The 18395-nt window shown below is 63.0% G+C and carries 15 protein-coding genes; 10 read left to right on the top strand and 5 right to left on the bottom strand.

The window, feature by feature from the left end; genetic code table 11:
- The first annotated feature begins 38 nt into the window (after positions 1–38).
- Positions 39–2810 (top strand): hybrid sensor histidine kinase/response regulator, encoded by a 2772-nt coding sequence (locus tag HX783_RS15415; protein ID WP_177017415.1) that lies wholly within the window; start codon positions 39–41, stop codon positions 2808–2810.
- Positions 2811–2916: 106 nt separating this feature from the next.
- Positions 2917–3513 (top strand): MarC family protein, encoded by a 597-nt coding sequence (locus HX783_RS15410; protein ID WP_003217330.1) that lies wholly within the window; start codon positions 2917–2919, stop codon positions 3511–3513.
- On the opposite strand, the gene HX783_RS15405 is transcribed toward HX783_RS15410, so the two are convergent.
- The 5 genes from HX783_RS15405 to cobG all read right to left on the bottom strand — a co-directional run bounded on the left by HX783_RS15405 (position 3510) and on the right by cobG (position 8861).
- Entirely contained in the window at positions 3510–4289 is a 780-nt protein-coding gene (locus HX783_RS15405; RefSeq protein ID WP_177017414.1) for a hypothetical protein, read from the bottom strand. The two genes, HX783_RS15410 and HX783_RS15405, sit on opposite strands and share 4 nt — an antisense overlap.
- Before the next feature lie 238 nt (positions 4290–4527).
- Positions 4528–6165 carry a precorrin-3B C(17)-methyltransferase gene (cobJ, locus tag HX783_RS15400; protein ID WP_177017413.1) on the bottom strand — a complete coding sequence of 546 codons (1638 nt, stop codon included), beginning with the start codon at positions 6163–6165 and terminating at the stop codon, positions 4528–4530.
- Positions 6165–6896, bottom strand: a complete 732-nt coding sequence (locus HX783_RS15395) for a precorrin-2 C(20)-methyltransferase (RefSeq protein ID WP_159953947.1) — start codon at positions 6894–6896, stop codon at positions 6165–6167. Before HX783_RS15395 ends, cobJ begins: the two co-directional genes overlap by 1 nt.
- Complete coding sequence (locus HX783_RS15390; RefSeq protein ID WP_159953946.1) at positions 6896–7522, bottom strand: precorrin-8X methylmutase; 627 nt, start codon at positions 7520–7522, stop codon at positions 6896–6898. The genes HX783_RS15395 and HX783_RS15390 overlap by 1 nt, the downstream gene beginning before the upstream one ends.
- Positions 7515–8861: a precorrin-3B synthase gene (gene cobG / locus HX783_RS15385; protein ID WP_177017412.1), complete on the bottom strand. Its 1347-nt coding sequence runs from the start codon at positions 8859–8861 to the stop codon at positions 7515–7517. The genes HX783_RS15390 and cobG overlap by 8 nt, the downstream gene beginning before the upstream one ends.
- 38 nt (positions 8862–8899) lie before the next feature.
- On the opposite strand from cobG, the gene cbiE reads away from it, so the two are divergent.
- The 8 genes from cbiE (at position 8900) to HX783_RS15345 (ending at position 18337) form a co-directional block, all read left to right on the top strand.
- Positions 8900–10105, top strand: coding sequence for a precorrin-6y C5,15-methyltransferase (decarboxylating) subunit CbiE (cbiE, locus tag HX783_RS15380; RefSeq protein ID WP_177017411.1), 1206 nt, complete (start codon positions 8900–8902; stop codon positions 10103–10105).
- On the top strand, positions 10102–10821 hold the full coding sequence (locus HX783_RS15375) for a cobalt-precorrin-6A reductase (protein ID WP_177017410.1): 720 nt from the start codon (positions 10102–10104) through the stop codon (positions 10819–10821). Before cbiE ends, HX783_RS15375 begins: the two co-directional genes overlap by 4 nt.
- A 242-nt stretch (positions 10822–11063) precedes the next feature.
- On the top strand, positions 11064–11459 hold the full coding sequence (locus tag HX783_RS15370) for a DUF2946 domain-containing protein (RefSeq protein ID WP_177017409.1): 396 nt from the start codon (positions 11064–11066) through the stop codon (positions 11457–11459).
- A gap of 46 nt (positions 11460–11505) precedes the next feature.
- On the top strand, positions 11506–11988 hold the full coding sequence (locus HX783_RS15365; protein WP_177017408.1) for a copper chaperone PCu(A)C: 483 nt from the start codon (positions 11506–11508) through the stop codon (positions 11986–11988).
- A 10-nt stretch (positions 11989–11998) separates the two neighbouring features.
- On the top strand, positions 11999–12424 hold the full coding sequence (locus HX783_RS15360) for a DUF2946 domain-containing protein (protein ID WP_159953940.1): 426 nt from the start codon (positions 11999–12001) through the stop codon (positions 12422–12424).
- Positions 12425–12517: 93 nt separating this feature from the next.
- Positions 12518–14578 (top strand): TonB-dependent copper receptor, encoded by a 2061-nt coding sequence (locus HX783_RS15355; RefSeq protein WP_177017407.1) that lies wholly within the window; start codon positions 12518–12520, stop codon positions 14576–14578.
- 117 nt (positions 14579–14695) lie between these two features.
- A complete protein-coding gene (locus HX783_RS15350; protein WP_177017406.1) occupies positions 14696–16078 on the top strand; it encodes a PepSY domain-containing protein in 1383 nt (460 codons plus the stop codon).
- A gap of 150 nt (positions 16079–16228) precedes the next feature.
- Positions 16229–18337 (top strand): TonB-dependent siderophore receptor, encoded by a 2109-nt coding sequence (locus HX783_RS15345; RefSeq protein WP_177017405.1) that lies wholly within the window; start codon positions 16229–16231, stop codon positions 18335–18337.
- Positions 18338–18395 lie beyond the last annotated feature (58 nt).

The raw sequence follows: 18395 nt of genomic DNA, 5'->3' as shown, positions 1-18395 counted from the left end.
TAGTTAACCCGTGCATCAACCTACGAAGGGATTTCGCCGTGCGCTGGCTCAGGATCGCCATAGGCTTCACAGTCAGTCTACTGACCCTGCTCTGCTTGTTCCCGGCCCAGGCCGCCGCGCAAGGCAGTGGTTGGGCAGTATTGCTTGATGAACAGGCCGACCTGCAACTGAGCGACATCCGTTCCGCCCGCTACACCAATCAATTCAGCCCCATCGAACTGGACCGGATCACTGCTGCTGACCCGAGCGGTGCGTTGTGGGTTCGCTTCAAACTGCAACCCGGCAAGCACGAGCAAGTGCTGCGGGTATTCGCCCCGGACCTGTCCCACCTGAGCCTCTATGTACTGGACGGCGACACCCTGGTGGAACAACAAAGCACCGGCACCCGCCAGCCCCAGGCAGAACGCCCATTGCCCAGCAGCGACTTCATGCTGCCGATGCCCCAGAGCCAGAAGCCGCTCGAGGTTTACCTGCGCCTGGTCTCGGAGCACGAGCTGCGCCCCTATATCACCTTGGAACCGGCCGTACTGGCCGCCGCCGACCAGACCCAGACGCTGATCTACGGCCTGCTGTTCGGCGTGCTGTTGATGCTGATCCTGCACAACCTCACACGCTTTGCTTATCACCGTTCGCGCAGCAGCCTGTGGCTGGCTGCCTGCGAAGTACTGTTGATGCTCAGCCTGGCGTTGTTGCTCAACCTGGTGGGGCCATGGCTGCCGAACTGGCACGCTATCCAAACCCCGGGCGCTTACCTCGCCCTGCTGCTGACCGCGCCGTGCGGGCTGATGTTTGCCTACCGTTTCTTCATGCCGTTGGGCCCGCACCCGCTGAACAAGCTGTTGATGGCCGATATCCTGGTGATCGTGCTGTGCGGCCTGCTGCTGTTGTTCGTCAACACCTTGCCGCTGAATATCATCACCTACGCCCTGGTTGCCCTGGCCGGCTTGAGCATGTTGTTCGTCTCGGCGTATCACTGGCAAAAAGGCTACCGGCCGGCGCGCTTGTTCATGGCGGCGATGGTGGTGTTCAACATCGGCACGCTGATCATCCTGCCAGCCCTGCTCGGCCTGACGCTGGTGGCGCCACAAGGTTTGATTGTGACGTTGCTCGGTTTTATCTGCCTCAGCGGCTTGCTGATGAGCATGGCCCTGGGCGAACGCCAGCGTGCGATTGTCGAGGCGCGCTTCAGCCTCAGCCGCGACCTGGCAGCCAGTAACGCCGAAATCGCCGCCAAGGCCGAGTTCCTGGCCAAGATCAGCCACGAGATCCGCACGCCCATGAACGGCGTGCTGGGCATGACCGAGCTGCTGCTTGGCACACCGCTGTCAGTGAAGCAGCGGGACTACGTGCAGACCATCCACAGTGCCGGTAATGAACTGCTGACGCTGATCAACGAGATCCTCGATATCTCCAAGCTCGAGTCCGGGCAGATCGAACTGGACGACGTGCAGTTCGACCTCAATGCGCTGATCGAAGACTGCCTGAGTATCTTCCGCGCCAAGGCCGAGCAGCAGAACGTCGAGCTGATCAGCTTCATCCAGCCCCAGGTGCCGCGCGTCATCAGTGGCGACCCGACGCGTCTGCGCCAGGCACTGCTGAGCCTGCTGGAAAACGCCCTGCAAAAAACCGACGAAGGTGAAGTGCTGATCGTCGTCGCCCTGGACGAGCGCAGCACCAAGCCACGCTTGCGCATCGCCGTGCAAGACAGCGGCCTGCCAATGGAAGCCGCTGAGCGCGATGCGTTGCTGCACAGCGAATTGCACAGCAAGAACTTCCTCTCGGCCACCCGCTTGAGCGGCCACCTGGGCCTGGTGATCGCCCGCCAACTGATCCTGTTGATGAACGGCGAGTTCGGCATCAAGAGTGGCAGCCACCAGGGCAGCACCCTGTGGCTGACCCTGCCGCTGGACCCGGAACGCCTGGAACACCCGACCTCCGACCTCGACGGCCCACTCAAAGGCGCACGGGTGTTGGTGGTGGACGACAACGACACCTGCCGCAAGGTTCTCGTGCAGCAATGCACGGCGTGGGGCCTGAATGTCAGCGCCGTGCCGTCCGGTAAAGAAGCCTTGGCGTTGCTGCGCACCAAAGCGCACCTGCGCGACTACTTCGACGTGGTGCTGCTGGACCAGAACATGCCTGGCATGACCGGCATGCAACTGGCGGCAAAGATCAAGGAAGACCCGAGCCTGAACCACGACATCCTGTTGATCATGCTCACCGGCATCAGCAACGCGCCGAGCAAGATCATCGCGCGCAACTGCGGGATCAAGCGCATCCTCGCCAAGCCGGTGGCCGGCTATACGCTGAAGACCACCCTGGCCGACGAACTGACCCAGCGCAGCAAAGGCGTGGTCCAGCCGCGCCCGGCCCTCAGCGTACCGGCAGCCGTGACCGTGCCCGCCGATTTCCGCATCCTGGTGGCCGAAGACAACAGCATCTCCACCAAAGTCATTCGCGGCATGCTCGGCAAGCTCAACCTCAACCCGGATACCGCCAGCAATGGCGAAGAAGCGCTCGAGGCCATGAAGGCCCAGCGTTACGACCTGGTGTTGATGGACTGTGAAATGCCGATCCTCGATGGCTTCTCCGCCACTCAGCAACTGCGCGCATGGGAAGTCAGCCACCAGCGCATTCGCACACCGGTGGTTGCGCTGACTGCGCATATCCTCTCGGAACATAAAGAGCGTGCGCGCCAAGCCGGGATGGACGGGCATATGGCCAAGCCGGTGGAGTTGTCGCAGTTGCGCGAACTGGTGGAGTTCTGGGTAGCGCAGCGCCAGCAACGGCCGGAACACGCCCCGTCCTGACCTGAAATACAATCAACATGTGGGAGCTGGCTCCCACATGGCCCCACACATTTGATCTGCGCCGCCTGTTAGACTCCCCCCATCTTTCCACCCGCGAGCCGCCCTCATGCTCCACGTGTTATTCAGCGTTTACCTGAAGATGCTCGTGCTCTACAGCCCATTCTTCGTGCTGTCCTGCTTTATCAGCCTGACCCGTGGCTATTCCAGCAAAGAGCGTCGGCGCCTGGCCTGGAAAGTGGCCCTGGCGACGCTGGTGTCGAGCGTATTGCTCTACTTGTTCGGCCGGGTGATTTTCAGTGTCTTCGGCATCACCGTGGACGCCTTCCGCATCGGCGCCGGCAGCGTGCTGTTTATCTCTGCCCTGGGCATGGCCCAAGGCAAATCCGCCGTACAGACCGACAACGTGCAGCAGGACGTGACCATCGTGCCGCTGACCATTCCGCTCACGGTTGGCCCCGGCACCATTGGTGCGCTGCTGGTAATGGGCGTCAGCCAACCGCACTGGGATGACAAGATCACCGCCATTCTCAGCATCGCCCTGGCCAGCCTGACGGTGGGCGTGGTGTTGTACCTGTCCAACCGTATCGAACGCATTCTGGGTGACCAGGGCTTGCAGATTGTCAGCCGGTTGATGGGGTTGTTCGTATGCGCCCTCGCCGCACAAATCATCTTTACGGGCGTGCGCGGCTACCTGGTGCCTTAAATTCGGTATTTGGCGATCGCCAATTGCACTTTATCGCCCGCGCTTTCACGCATCAGTTGAATCGTGTTTTCGTTGACCACCGAGGTATTCAGCACCAGGCAGGTCTGCCCGCTGAAGGCCTCGAACGAGGCGCTGTCCCACTCCAGAAACGGCAGCCCCAGCTGTTTGCTCACGCCGTGGGAGCTGTAAGTCACCAGCACCATCGTCACTTCACCCTCGGCTTCGGCACAGGACGCCAGGCCGAAATCCCCGCCCTGGTGCACCGTGCTGTTGCGCATGAATAGCTCGAATGAAGCCGGTTGTCGCTTCAGCGCTTCAAGTGCATCAGCCGCCAACTTGGGCAGTACCGCGAGCAATGGCCCGCCCAGTGCTGTCGAGGCCAACATCGCGGCAATCATATTCAGTGCCGCCAGCTGCACGGTCAGGCCCTTGCCGGTGTGTGAGACCCGTTCGAAACGGCTGCGCACCGGCAACCAGCCAAGGCTGACCATCACCTTGATAAATTCGTCGTACCAGGCCTCTGTGCCACGCTGTACCTTCAACACATCGCTGACATAACTACTCGCAAGCAGGTAGCTCTTGCGCACGTACTCGCGGTTGAGGGCGGACATACCCTCGATAAACGAGATCACCCCGTTGTTTACCACGGCCGCATTGCACTCATCGTCAGTCTCCACCGGCCCGGCAGGCTGTGTTGCAGGCGCCCCTGGCAACTTGTAGGCGGCAATCAACTTGCGCCTTTTCGCGCTGATGATCCTTTTGTGATGTCGCTCCATTTTTCAGTTCTCCACAAGCACCCCACATGGGGTTTGCCTCCACACTAGACGAGTGCCTGGCGGGCTATCCAGACGACAAACATCGCTTGGCTCGCCCTCCGAAAAAGGCTGACCCAGCAATTACAAGGCGTACCTCGCGGCCTTGCGTATTTCGTCGATGAAAAAAGAAAAAGCTCCGAGCAGCGCCAGGCTTTCACCCAGCATTACTCGGAGCTTTCTTACGTGCGGCAGGCTGTTTTCAGGAGGCGGGCTTGTTGCCATACCAACGTGGCGTGTACACCCACTCACCGCCACCGGCGCGCGGGAATACACAGGTGGTGGATGAGCCGATCAGCACCATGGTGCGCATGTCGACCTGCTCGGGTGTCAATTGCCCAAGCGTGGTGACGCGCAGGGTCTGGCCTGGACGACCGATATCGCGCCCCAGCACCACCGGCGTTTCAGGCGTGCGGTGCAGCGCGACGATTTCCAGGGCGCGCCCCAGTTGCCATGGCCGCGAACGCGAGATCGGGTTGTAGAACGCCAGCGCCAGGTCGGCCTGGGACGCCAGGTCCAGGCGCTTTTCGATAATCGACCACGGCTTGAGGTTGTCCGACAGCGACATCACGCAGAAGTCATGGCCCAGCGGCGCACCCGCCTGGGCGGCGGTGGCCAGTGAAGCCGAAACGCCCGGCAGAATTTCCAGGTCGACCTGATGCCAGGCCGGGTCATTCGACTCATGCAAAGCCTCGATCACGGCAGCAGCCATGGCGAAGACGCCCGGGTCCCCGGACGACACCACCACCACGGAACGGCCCTGCGCGGCGAGCTCAAACGCATGCCGCGCGCGCTGCATCTCTTCGCGGTTATCCGTGCAATGTTGCACTTGATCGTCGCGGAACGGCCCGGCCATGCGCACATAGGTTTCATAGCCCAGCACATCAGTGCAACGCGCGAGTTCAGCCTTCACGGCCGGCACCATCAATTCGGCGGCACCAGGGCCCAGGCCGATCACCGCCAGGCGGCCACGCGGGCGCCCGACGTGCGCCAGGTCCAGCGGTTGCTCGGCAACACTGATAACGATGTCCGCCTCTTGCGTGACGCCAGAGAAACGCAACGGCACGCCCAATTCCAATGCAGCTTCATGCAGCAAAGTGTCGGCCATCTGCGTATCGCTGGCCAACAGGCAGGCCAGGGATTGCAGCGCAATGCCCGCGTCGTGCAATGCCGCCCGCACACGTTCAGCCAAATGCGCGCCGGGCTTGCAGGTGACGCACACGGTCTTGGGGTAAATCAGCAATTCATTGGCCACGGGCGCACGCTCGGCGCTGCCCACATGAATCGCCAGGCGTGCCTGCTGATCCTGCGGCAAATTGGCCTGGTCCAGCCAGGGCGCTGCGCCTTCGATACGCACACTTTCGCCGGCCAGCAGGTCCGAGACAAAACGCTTGCCCAGTTCCAGGTCCGCCAATTGGTAACCCGCAGGCGGGTTGAGCAGGCAGGTGCCGAAACGCAGCTCGCCGCTGGTGGTAATCGCAGCAGACACGTCCAGTGCAGCGGCGATGTCCCGCGCCATCACGTTCACACCGCCAAGGCCACCGAGCAACGGCACCACAGCGCTGCCGTCTTCCGCCACGGCCAGCACGGCGGGTTCTTCACCTTTTTCCAGCAGCAGCGGCGCCAGGGTGCGGATCACAATGCCGGCTGCACACAACGCAATCAGCGGCGTGCCGTGTTGATACAACTGACGCAGGGTCGCGCCGAACTCGGTGTAGGTCTGGTCGGCGCCTTCAACGCGCCCGGCCAGGCCATGGATCAGCGCGCCGGGGTAAACCTGCGCAATCTTGCGCGCCGTGGCCAGGCTGCCCTGGCCCAGAATGACAATCGCCGGGCGCATCAACCTTGCCACCTTTCACCCGGCACGATGATCAGCGAGAAATACGGCGAAGACGCCGGGTCAACCTGATCCAGCGGCACGATTTTCTGGTTGGCCATGGTCGCGCGCTCCACATACAGCGCGCGCTCGGCCAGGCCGAGTTCTTCCAGCACCTGGCGCACCTTGGGGAAGTTGCGACCGAGCTTCATGATTACCGCCGCATCGGCGTCCGCCAGGCGACGCTTGAGGTCGTCATGGGGCAGCACGCCCGACAACACCGACAGGCTCTGATTGCGATACACCAACGGCGCGCCGAGCACCGAGGCGCCGCCGAGCATCGAGCACACGCCAGGAATGACCTGGGCTTCATAGCGCTCGGCCAGGCGGTCGTGCAGGTACATGTAGGAGCCGTAGAAGAACGGGTCGCCTTCGCAGATCACCGCCACATCGCGCCCGGCGTCCAGGTGCGCCGCCACATCCAGGCTGGCCGTGTCGTAAAAGTCGCTGATGACTTGCTCGTAGGACAGCGGCGCCGGCAGCACTTCGGTGGTCACCGGGTAGACCAGCGGCATCAAGGTCTGTTGCGCCACCAAGTGGTCTTCGATGATGCCGAAGGCGTTGCCTTTCTTGCCCTTGGCCACGAAGTACGCCACCACCGGCGACTCACGCAGCAGGCGCAGAGCCTTGAGGGTGATCAGTTCCGGGTCGCCGGGGCCGACGCCCAGGCCAATCAAACGTCCACGTGCCGGCATTACTCGACCTCCGTGGCCAAGGCGTTGACCGCAGCGGCGGCCATCGCACTGCCGCCGAGGCGGCCTTGCATGATCACGAACGGCACGCCACGGCTGTCAGCCGCGAGCATGGCCTTGGATTCGGCGGCGCCGACAAAGCCGACCGGGAAGCCGAGAATCAGCGCCGGTTTCGGTGCGCCGGCGTCGAGCATCTCCAGCAGGTAGAACAACGCGGTCGGCGCGTTGCCGATCACCACCACGCTGCCTTCCAGGTGCGGACGCCACAGCTCCAGCGCAGCGGCGGAGCGGGTGTTGCCCAACTCACGCGCCAGCTCCGGCACGCTGTCATCACGCAAGGTGCAGATCACTTCATTGTTGGCCGGCAAGCGCGCGCGGGTCACCCCTTCGGAGACCATCCGCGCATCGCAAAGAATCGGCGCACCAGCGGCCAGCGCATCGCGCCCGGCCTTGCCGGCGCCTTCGGAGAACTGCAGGCCGTCAATCGCCTCGACCATGCCGCAGGCATGAATTACCCGCACCGCGAGTTTTTCCAAATCAGCCGGGATGCGCTCTAACTTGGCTTCCGCGCGAATAATGGCGAAGGAGTTGCGATAGATCTCCTGACCGTCGCGGATGTAATCAATCATCGGTGTTGCTCCGTGAGCGTGCGCGTAACAGGGCGCCCGCCGCTTCAATGGAAAGAGTGCGTGCGTGCAGCCGGCCGAAACCGGGCTCGGCTGCCTCGCGAAAATAGACGTCGTAGTGGCCGGGGCTCACCGCCAGCAAGGTGACCGGTGCGGTGTGCGCGGCGGCGCAGGAACGCGGACAGCCGGACAAGTGCACCTCAGTGCCAGGTTGCAGCGCAGCCAATTGCAGGGCGTCGGCCTTGGTATCGGCCAGGCCTTTGCCGCAGCCGCTGGAACCGGTGCAGGCGATCAGGCGCGCCAGGGGTTGGTCGACCGAGCAGAGAAAGCCCAACCGCTGCAAACCTTCAGTCACGGCGGCAGGGTTTTTAACGTTGGGCAGCAGTACGCCCTGCCAGGGCGTGAAGCGCAACGTGCCATCGCCGAATGCGCTGGCCAACTGCGCGACGCCTTTGAGCATGGTTGAATCCAGACGCCCCAACGGCGCAACGGCGCCCACGTAGAACAAATCTTTTTGACGCTGTGGATAAGTGCCCAGGTGCAACCCGGCCCCGCTGACCGGGCGCTTGAAGCCATCCACCGGCAGCAGCGGCAGGCTCAGACGGCTCAATAAGTTATCCACAGCCAGATGACGCATGCGGGTTTGCGTCGGGGTCGCCAGGTCGAGAAACAGCTCCAGCACCGCGACGACCAAGGCATGACCTTGCTCCAGAGGCACCGCTGCGAAGGGCGCATCCAACCCCGGGCAACCGGCCAGGCCGAAGGCCAACAACGTTTCGCCATCCCGTTCAAACGCCGACAGCCACACGTCATGGTGATGCTCAAGCATCGCCAGGGCCTCACAGCCATCCAGTTGCACAGCGAATTTGGCTGACAGCTCATGGAAACGCGGATGGTTTTGCAGCGTCGCCAGGATCTGCTCGGCCAGCGGGCGCGTGTCGAACAGCATCTGCGGGTCGATGCCGGCGCTGGGGCTGAGCATCAAGTTGCGCACATCATCGCCGGCGGCGTTGTTCGGGCCAAGGTCGGCAGCCAGCAGCAGGGCGATCAAGGCGTCCTGCTCGGCGCCGATCCCGCGAATCTGCAGGTTGGCGCGGTTGGTGGCCTCGATCACCCCGCCCGCATAGGCCTGGGCCGCGTCCGCCACCGCAATCGCCTGGGCCGCAGTGATCGAGCCACCGGCCAATTTGATCCGACAAATGCCGCCATCCAACGCCTGGACAATACGCAGCAACCCCGGACAAGCCGAGGGGCGCAAGGTATTCACAGCGGGCGTTGGGTTCACGGGGCTACCGGTTGACGGGTAAAGGCGCGGTATTATGCCTGCTTTGTCCGGCGGCATGAAAAGCCTGCCCGTCGGATGTCGTTCAAGGAATTCATATGTCGCCCTGGCTGACGGTTGTAGGCATCGGTGAAGACGGCTTCAAGGGGCTGGGCAGAAACGCCCGGCATGCCCTGCTGCGCGCCACTCGGATTATAGGTGGCCAACGCCAGTTGGACTTGTTGCCGGTGTGTATTCGTGGCGAACGCCAACTGTGGCCGAGCCCGTTTTCCCTGGAACCCGTGCTGGCGCGGCGCGGCGAGCCGGTATGCGTGCTGGCCAGCGGCGACCCGATGTTCTATGGCGTGGGCGCCAGCCTGGTGCGGCAGGTGGCGGCTGAAGAGTTGCTGATTTTGCCGGCGCCGTCGTCTGTTTCCCTGGCAGCGGCGCGGTTGGGTTGGCCGTTGCAGGAAGTGGTGACGTTATCCGTAGTGGCTCGGCCATTGGCGGCGCTGAACGCGCATCTGGCCAGCGGCGTGCGCGTGCTGGTGTTGAGCAATGATGGGCGCAGCCCTGCAGCGATTGCGTCGCTACTGGTTGAGTCCGGGTTTGGCCCAAGCCGGTTGAGCGTGTTTGAACATTTGGGCGGCGCGGATGAGCAGCGTATCGATGGGCTGGCCCAGTCATGGGAACACGCCTCGGTCGCCGACTTGAACGTGGTCGCCATCGACTGCCTCGCCGACGCCAATACACCGCGCCTGTCGCGCCTCGCCGGTCTGCCCGATTCAGCCTTCAAACATGACGGCCAACTGACCAAGCGCGACGTGCGCGCCATGACCCTCGCCCGCCTCGCGCCCATGCCCGGCGAATTGCTCTGGGACGTGGGCGCAGGCAGCGGCTCCATCGGCATCGAATGGATGCGCGCCCACCCGAGCTGCCGCGCGCTGGCGATTGAAGCCGATGCCGGCCGCCAGGGCTTGATCGAACACAACCGCGACGCCCTTGGCGTGCCCGGTTTGCAATTGATTCGTGGAAAGGCACCGGACGTACTGCACGGCCTGGAAGCACCGGACGCCATCTTCATCGGCGGCGGCGTCACCCGCGATGGCGTACTCGACACCTGCTGGCAGCAGCTGCGCCCCGGTGGCCGCCTGGTGGCGAATGCCGTGACCCTGCAAAGCGAAATGACCTTGATGGCCTGGCGCGCCCAGCACGGCGGTGAGCTGACGCGCATTCATGTGGCCCAGGCCCAGCCGTTGGGCGAGTTCGACACCTGGCGCCAGGCGCTGCCGATCACGCTGCTGGACGTGGTCAAGCCGTTATGAAACGCATCCTGCTGCTGGGCGGCGTAACGGAAGCGCTGGCCATCGCCCGCACACTGGGGCCGGAACATCTCTACAGTTTGGCCGGTGTGGGCCGTGTGCCTACCGACCTCACCTGCCAAGTGCGTGTCGGTGGTTATGGCGGGGCTGAAGGCCTCGCCCAGTTTGTTCGCGATGAAAATATCCGCTTGATCCTCGACGCCACACATCCCTATGCGGCTCAGATCAGCCGGAATGCCGCCCTGGCTGCGCAGTCGTGCGACATTCCTTGCTGGGCCTTGCGGCGACCAGCGTGGCAACCGCAAGCCGGGGATGACTGGCGTGAGGTCAGTGATTGGGCCGAGTTGATTGAAGCGTTGAAACCCTTCAAGCGCCCGTTGTTCACACTGGGGCGCGAGCCCTTGCAGCACCTCGATGAAATCCCCGCCGATCAGTTCTGGACGCTCCGCGCGCTGGATGTGTACCCGGGAAATGCGCGCTGCGAAGTCATAGGTGCGCGTGGGCCGTTTCTGATCGAGGACGAGCGCGCGCTGTTTGAGCGGCGTGGGATTGATGTGCTGATCAGCAAGAACAGCGGCAGTGCGGCCACCGAGCCGAAGTTGGAAGTGGCGCGGGAGCAGGGAATTCCGGTGCTTGTCTTGAAGCGGCCGGTGTTGGCTGAGGTAGACCGAGAATTCACTACCGTGGCGGCGGTGCTACAGGCCGTCAACACGTTCTAAACACCACCTTTCCAATGTGGGAGCGGGCTTGCCTGCGATGCAGGCGACTCGGTCTTCCAGCCAGGCCAAGGTGATGCCATCGCAGGCAAGCCAGCTCCCACAGGGTTAAGATTGGCAATCTGTGGTTCCCGACTATCATGAAGGCAACTACTGCGACACCAAACCACACCGCCGCTTTTTACTTATCCCCAGCGATCAGGCTAAATACCCACCTGATCGCTTAACCCTACGGATTGTCCGCCATGGCCCGTCAACGCTTTGCAATTGTGTGGATCGCCTGCTTTGCAGTGCTGTTCAACGCCTTTGCCATGCCGATGGCCAGTGCGATGCAGCAGTCCCAAGACCCTGTTCAGCAATTGCTGTGGGGCAGTTTCTGTTCGTCCAATGGCGCCAGCCTGAAGACGATTGCCCTGGGCAAGCTGGAGATTCCGGCGCCGCAACAGGACGATCACTCCACCATGCAGCATTGCTGGTGTTGCTCGGGCTCACCGCCGTTGGTGGCGTTGCCGGGGCATGTGCCGCAGTTGTATGTGACGCGGTTTGCGGCGGTGCAGAGCCTGCCGCCGCCTTCACTGCAAGCCCCTACGCCGCGCCAGCAATGGCCGAGCCTTAACCCGCGCGCCTCTCCAACGGTCTGATTTCTTCGCAAGTGAACTGCGTTTAGAACCGTTCTGGAGAACTGCCATGCTCAAATCTTCCCTGCTTCTGGCTGCGTTGCTGCTGCCGGTGTTCAGTGCTGCCAATGCCGAAGACTACAAGGCCGGCGACCTGCGGGTCAGCGATCCCTGGTCCCAGGAGTTGCCGCCGAATGCGCCGACTGTCGCGGCGTACTTTGTGATTCATAACACCGGTGAAACGCCGGACCGCCTGCTCAGCGTCGCGACGCCGGTGGCGGACAAGGCCGAGTTGCATGAGCATGTGATGCAAGGCGACTTGATGAAGATGCAGCAAGTAGACACCGTCGCCGTGCCCGCCAAGGGTGATTTGACCTTCGCGCCGATGGCCTATCACGTGATGCTGCTGGGCCTCAAGGACCGCAGCCTGTTGGCCGATGGCAAGCAATTCCCGCTGACCCTGACCTTCGAAAAAGCCGGCAAGGTTGAAGTGGAAGTCTCGGTCCAGAAAACGCCGCCAATGGCCGGCCACGAGCATAAACACGCGCAATAGGCCAACGTAAATGGGCGCCCCTCGCGCCAGGTTATCCGCACACCGCCGCCAGCCCATGAGCCTGATGCGCGGCAGTTGGATCAGCCTGTTCGCCATGTTGATGATCTTTATCGGTCCGCTGATTTCCCAAGCGATGCCGATGGATCATCACGCCGGTATGTCGATGCAAATGTCGATGCAAATGCCCGCGGGCATGGACATGCCCGGCGGCCATGGCGAACACAAGCAGGCACCTGACGAACACCACGCCCTCTGGGAAAAGTGCGGCTATTGCAGCCTGCTCTTCAGTTGCCCGGCCCTGCCCGGCAGCGTCTCCTGCGTCAGCCTCGGCACCCCGCCGCCGGCCAACGCCATTACCCCCGCCACCCGCCTGGGCCATGCCCGGCAAAGCATCTTCCCCGGCGCGCGCAGCCGCGCACCGCCCATCACTGCGTAAGCACTTCACCTCCTTACTTCACACCGGCCGACTTTAGACAGACAGCCGCAGGCTGCTGGCCGTGTTGTTTACGCTTGATTGATGGAATTTGTCATGTCCAGGTTTTCTGCTGACACCCGTTTGGGACGTACCCCCGTTTTCGCTGTTTTATGTGGCGCGCTGTTGGTGCCACAGGCACACGCGGATGAACACGAGTTGAGCCCCACGGTGATCACCGCGATTGCCCCCAGCTCGCCGCTGACCGTGATCACCAACCCGAAAGACCCGCGCCAACCGGTGCCCGCCAGCGATGGCGGCGACTACCTCAAGACCATCCCCGGCTTCGCCCTGGTACGCAACGGCGGCACCAACGGTGACCCGGTGCTGCGCGGCATGTTCGGCTCGCGCCTGAATATCCTCACCAACGGCGGCATGATGCTCGGCGCCTGCCCAGGCCGCATGGACGCGCCGACCTCCTATATTTCGCCGGAAACCTACGACAAACTCACGGTGATCAAAGGCCCGCAAACCGTGCTGTGGGGGCCAGGCGCATCGGCCGGCACCATCCTGTTCGACCGCGAACCCGAGCAGTTCGGCGAGTTGGGCACACGGGTCAATGCCAGCGTGCTGGCCGGTTCCGACGGGCGCTTCGACAAGGTCATCGATGCCGCCGCCGGTGGGCCGCTGGGCTACGTGCGCGTGATCGGCAACCAGGCGCATGCCGATGACTACAAGGACGGCAACAACCACACGGTCGCCTCGCGCTACGACAAATGGAACGGCGACGTCGCCGTCGGTTTCACCCCCGACGCCGACACTCTGCTGGAACTCACTGCCGGGCGTGGCGATGGTGAGGCGCGCTACGCCGGGCGTGGCATGGACGGTTCGCAGTTCCTGCGCGAAAGCCTCGGGCTGCGTTTTGAAAAATCCAACATCGGCGAAGTGCTGGATAAGGTCGAGGCCCAGGTCTACTACAACTACGCCGACCACGTGATGGACAACTACAGCCTGCGCACGCCGTCGGGCACCGGCATGATGGCCGGGCCCATGGCCTCCAATGTCGACCGCCGCACCCTCGGCGCGCGGATCAAGGCGACCTGGCGCTGGGCCGATGTGCAACTGATCAGCGGCCTGGATGCGCAGACCAACGAGCACCGCCAGCGCAGCAGCATGGGCATCGACACCTACAAGGACCTGCCGCGCAACAAGGACGCCAACTTCCACAACTATGGCGTGTTCAGTGAACTCACCTGGTACGCCGCCGACCGTGATCGCCTGATCACCGGCGCACGCCTTGACCGCGCCTCGGCCAAGGATTTTCGCCAGACCACCGGTTCGGGAATGATGTCGCGCCCCAACCCGACTGCCGACGACACCCGCGCCGAGACGCTGCCCTCAGGCTTTGTGCGCTATGAACACGACCTGGCCGACACGCCCACCACCGTCTACGCCGGGCTGGGCCACGCCGAACGCTTCCCGGATTACTGGGAGCTGTTTTCCCCAAACACTGGCGCAGTCGGATCTGTGAATGCCTTCGATGGCGTTAAGCCGGAGAAAACCACCCAGCTCGACTTCGGCGCGCAATACAAAACTGCCGACCTCGAAGCCTGGGCCTCGGGTTACATCGGCCGGGTCCAGGACTTCATTCTGTTCGACTACAAGCCCGGCATGATGGGCACTACCTCCCAGGCACGTAACGTCGACGCGCGCATCATGGGCGGCGAAGTGGGCACGGCCTACAAGCTGACGCGCAACTGGAAAGCCGACGCCAGCCTCGCCTACGCCTGGGGCAAGAACACCAGCGACGGCAAGGCACTGCCGCAGATGCCGCCGCTGGACGCACGCTTCGGCCTGACCTACAGCGAAGACGATTGGAGCGCCGGCGCCTTGTGGCGTGTGGTTGCGGCGCAAAACCGCATCGACCGGAACAAGGGCAACGTGGTCGGCAAGGACTTCGACAAGAGTGGCGGCTTTGGCGTGTTCTCGCTGAACGCGGCGTACCGCATCAATAAAAACTTCAAGGTCAGCACTGGCGTCGACAACCTGTTCGGCAAGGCTTACGCCGAACACTTGAACCTGGCCGGTAACGCCGGTTTCGGCTACCCGGCCAATGACCCGCAAGCCATCAAGGAGCCGGGGCGCACGCTCTGGACCAAGGTGGACATGAGCTTCTAAAAGCATCGCGAGCAAGCCCGCTCCCACACTTGGAATGCATTTCAAATGTGGGAGCGGGCTTGCTCGCGAAGGCGGCATAACTGACAAAAAATTTTAAAGCCTTTGCGGAGCATCCTGATGACCACTCAAAAGATTTCCTTCTACAACCTGGCCTGGCGCTGGCACTTCTACGCCGGGCTCTTCGTCGCGCCGTTCATGGTGCTACTGGCCCTGACCGGCATCATCTACCTGTTCAAACCCCAGCTCGACCCGCTGATGTATGGCGACCTGCTCAAGGTGCAAGCCGCCGAGCACGCACTGAGTGCCGACGAACAATTGCAACGCGCCCAGGCGGCGTATCCCCAAGGCAAGATCAGCAAGTACCTGCCGCCCGCCGACGCCACCAGCAGCGCGCAATTGGTGATGCACAACGAAGGGCGTGAAGTGACGGTGTTTGTCGATCCGTATCGCGGCACCGTACTCGGCGAACAGGATGCCAAATACAACCTGCAAGCCATCGCCCGCGCACTCCACGGCGAGCTGATGATCGGCACCGTCGGCGATCGCCTGGTGGAACTCGCGGCAGGCTGGGGCGTGATGCTGGTGGTGTCCGGTGTGTACCTGTGGTGGCCGCGCGGCAAGTCGTCGGCCGGGGTGTTATGGCCGAGGTTCAACACCCGTGGCCGAGTGTTCTGGCGCGACATGCACGCGGTCGCCGGGTTCTGGGGCGCGGCGTTTTTGCTGGTGATGCTGCTCAGCGGCATGACCTGGACCGGCTTTTGGGGCAAGCAATATGCCGAGCTGTGGAATCGCTTTCCGGCGGCGATGTGGAACAACGTGCCGCAGTCTGATCAGCAGGCGCGCGTGCTCAATACCGCCAGCCAACAGACCGTGCCCTGGGCCATGGAAAACACGCCGATGCCGATGTCCGGCGACCACGCCGAGCACATGAACCACGGCGCCATGCACTCCGGCCCGGCGGCGCCCACGCTTCGCCTGCAACAAGTGGTCGACCTGGCCAACGCGCGCAAGGTCGAGCCCGGCTACAGCATCACCTTCCCCACCACCGCCGAGGGCGTGTTCACCATTGCGGTATTCGCCAACGACCCGCGCAATGACGCCACCCTGCATGTGGACCAATACACCGGCAAGGTGCTCGCGGATGTGCGCTGGGCGCACTACAACACCGTCGCACGGGCTACCGAAACCGGGGTGATGCTGCATGAAGGCAAGATGTTCGGCTGGGTAAACCAGCTGATCGTGCTGCTGATCTGCCTGATGATTTTGCTCAGCGCCGTCAGCGGCGTGGTGATCTGGTGGAAGCGCCGGCCTGCGGGTGGGCTGGGTGTGCCGCCGTTGCGTCATGACCTGCCGAAGTGGAAAACCGCGATGGTGATCATGCTGGGGCTGGCGATCATTTTTCCGTTGGTGGGGGCTTCGTTGATCGTGGTGTGGGCATTGGATCGCCTGGTGTTGGCGCGTTTTTTTGGCCAACGTGAATCTGCCTCAGGTTCGGCATGAAGCCGGCGAGATGCCCATAACAGAGCCCTTCTGTAGCCTTGCGCGACTTTTGTCTCGCAGCCGATAAGTGTTAACTTATAACACTTTCTGCGTTATCGTTGCTCGCCGCGCCCTGCGGCGAGCACCTTCCAAGAAGCGATTGATCGACCGATGAACAAGTACCTAGCGTCCGGCCTGTGCCTGCTCGCCCTGCACAACAGCGCCCAGGCCCTGACTCTGCCCGCCAGCCCCGTGACCGCGCCCGCCGTGGATGACGAACGCGTCGACCTGAACACCCCGACCACTGCCGGCTCGCGCCTGAACCTCACGGCCCTGCAAACCCCCGGCAGTGTCGAGAGCCAGACCGGCGAGAACATCCGCGAACGCGGCGACGCCAGTGTGCAGGACGCCATCTCCCGCGCCACCGGCATCAGCCGCACCGGCACGCCCGGCGACGGCGGCACCTCGTTGCAGGCGCGCGGGTTTACCGGGCAGAGTTCGGTGCTGCAGCTGTATGACGGCCAGCGCATGTTCGACGGCGCGGGCACGTCCACCTTCCCGGTGGACACCTGGTCGGTCGAGCGTGTCGACGTGCTGCGCGGCCCGGCCTCGGTGATGTACGGCCAGGGCGCCACCGGCGCGGTGATCAACACCCTTGCGAAGAAGCCGTTTGAAGGCGAGATCGAAAACCACATTCGCCTCGGCTACGGTTCCTATGATCGCCAGCAGCAAGCCCTGGACAGCGGCGGCTCGCTGACTGATACGCTGAGCTACCGCCTGAACGTCAACCGCCTGCGCAGCAACGGTTTCATCGCCCGTGGCGACTCCGCCAGCGACTTCGTCAGCGGTGCCCTGCGTTGGCAGCCGGCCGAGAACCTGAGCTTCACCCTGGCACACGACTACGGCGACCAGAGCCCACAGAACTACTACGGCACGCCGCTGATCAACGGCCATTTGCACAAAAGCCTGCGTGACAAGAACTACAACGTCAGCGACGACAAACAGCACTACAACGACCAGTGGACGCGCCTGACCAGCGAGTGGCAGCTCAACGACAACGTCACCGCCACCAACGAGCTGTCGTACCTGAAAAACCAGCGCCGCTGGCAGAACGCCGAGAGCTACAACTTTGTCGACGGCGGCCTCGTACGCCAAAGCTACCTGGGCATCAAGCACGACCAGGAACAGGTCGGCGATCGCCAGACCTTTACCTTCAAACACACGCTGTTCGGTCTCGACAGCCAGACGGTGACGGGCGTCGAGTACAACCGTATTCGCTTCCGCCTGGCCAGCAACGCGCCGTTCACCGATGCAACGGAGCAAGGCCAGCCGGTGGATATCAACCACCCAGTGCCGCAGCCGTTTGAAAGCGCCAGCCCGTTTATTGCGCAGTCGGTCACCACCACCAAACAGCTCGCCGCGTTTGCCGAAAACCGCCTGCAACTGACCGACAAACTCTCGCTGATCACCGGCGCGCGCCGTGACTATCTGCACATCGACAGCAACGACCTGACCACTGCCAACCAGGATTCCGACAGAACCCTCACCGGCAACAACTGGAAAGCCGGCCTGGTCTACGCGATCACCCCGGACACCTCGGTCTACGGCCAATACGCGACCAGCACCGACGGCGTCGGCAGCCTGATCAGCTTGAGCCCAAGCCAGCAGCAGTTTGGCTTATCCACCGCCAAGCAGGCCGAAGTCGGCATCAAGCAGGCGTTCTGGGACTCGCGCGGCGAATGGACATTGGCGGCCTATCACATCGTCAAAAAGAAGCTGCTGACAGACATCCCCGGCACCACGCTGCAACAACAAGTCGGGCAGCAATCTTCGACCGGCCTGGAAGCCAGCCTCGACCTGCAACTGGCCAACGCCTGGCAATTGCAGGCGAACGCCGCCATTGTGCGGGCGAAGTACGATGACTTTTCCGAAGCGGTGAATGACCAGGCCGTGTCCCGCGCCGGCAACCGCCCGGTGGACGTGCCCAACCGCACCGCCAACCTGTGGTTGAGCAAGGCCGTGACCGACAATGTGCGCGCCGGCGCCGGCGTGCGTTACGTCAGCGCGCGGTATGCCGACACCGCCAACACCAGCGAAGTACCGAGCTACACCGTGGCCGATGCGACCGTGTCGTGGAAGGCCATGCGCAACACCACGCTGGGGCTGGAACTGAATAACCTGTTCAACCGCACTTACGCTGTCAGCCAGTACAACAACGGCCAACAGTGGATTTTGGGGGAGCCGCGCTCGTTCTTCGTGACGGCGGATTACACCTTTTAACAGCCGCACCATGGGCCAAAGTGGGAGCGGGCTTGCTCGCGAATGCGGTGTGTCAGTC

The sequence above is a fragment of the Pseudomonas sp. D2002 genome (genome assembly GCF_013385735.1).
Taxonomy (GTDB): Bacteria; Pseudomonadota; Gammaproteobacteria; order Pseudomonadales; family Pseudomonadaceae; genus Aquipseudomonas.
This window is presented reverse-complemented; position numbering and strand designations above follow the sequence as displayed.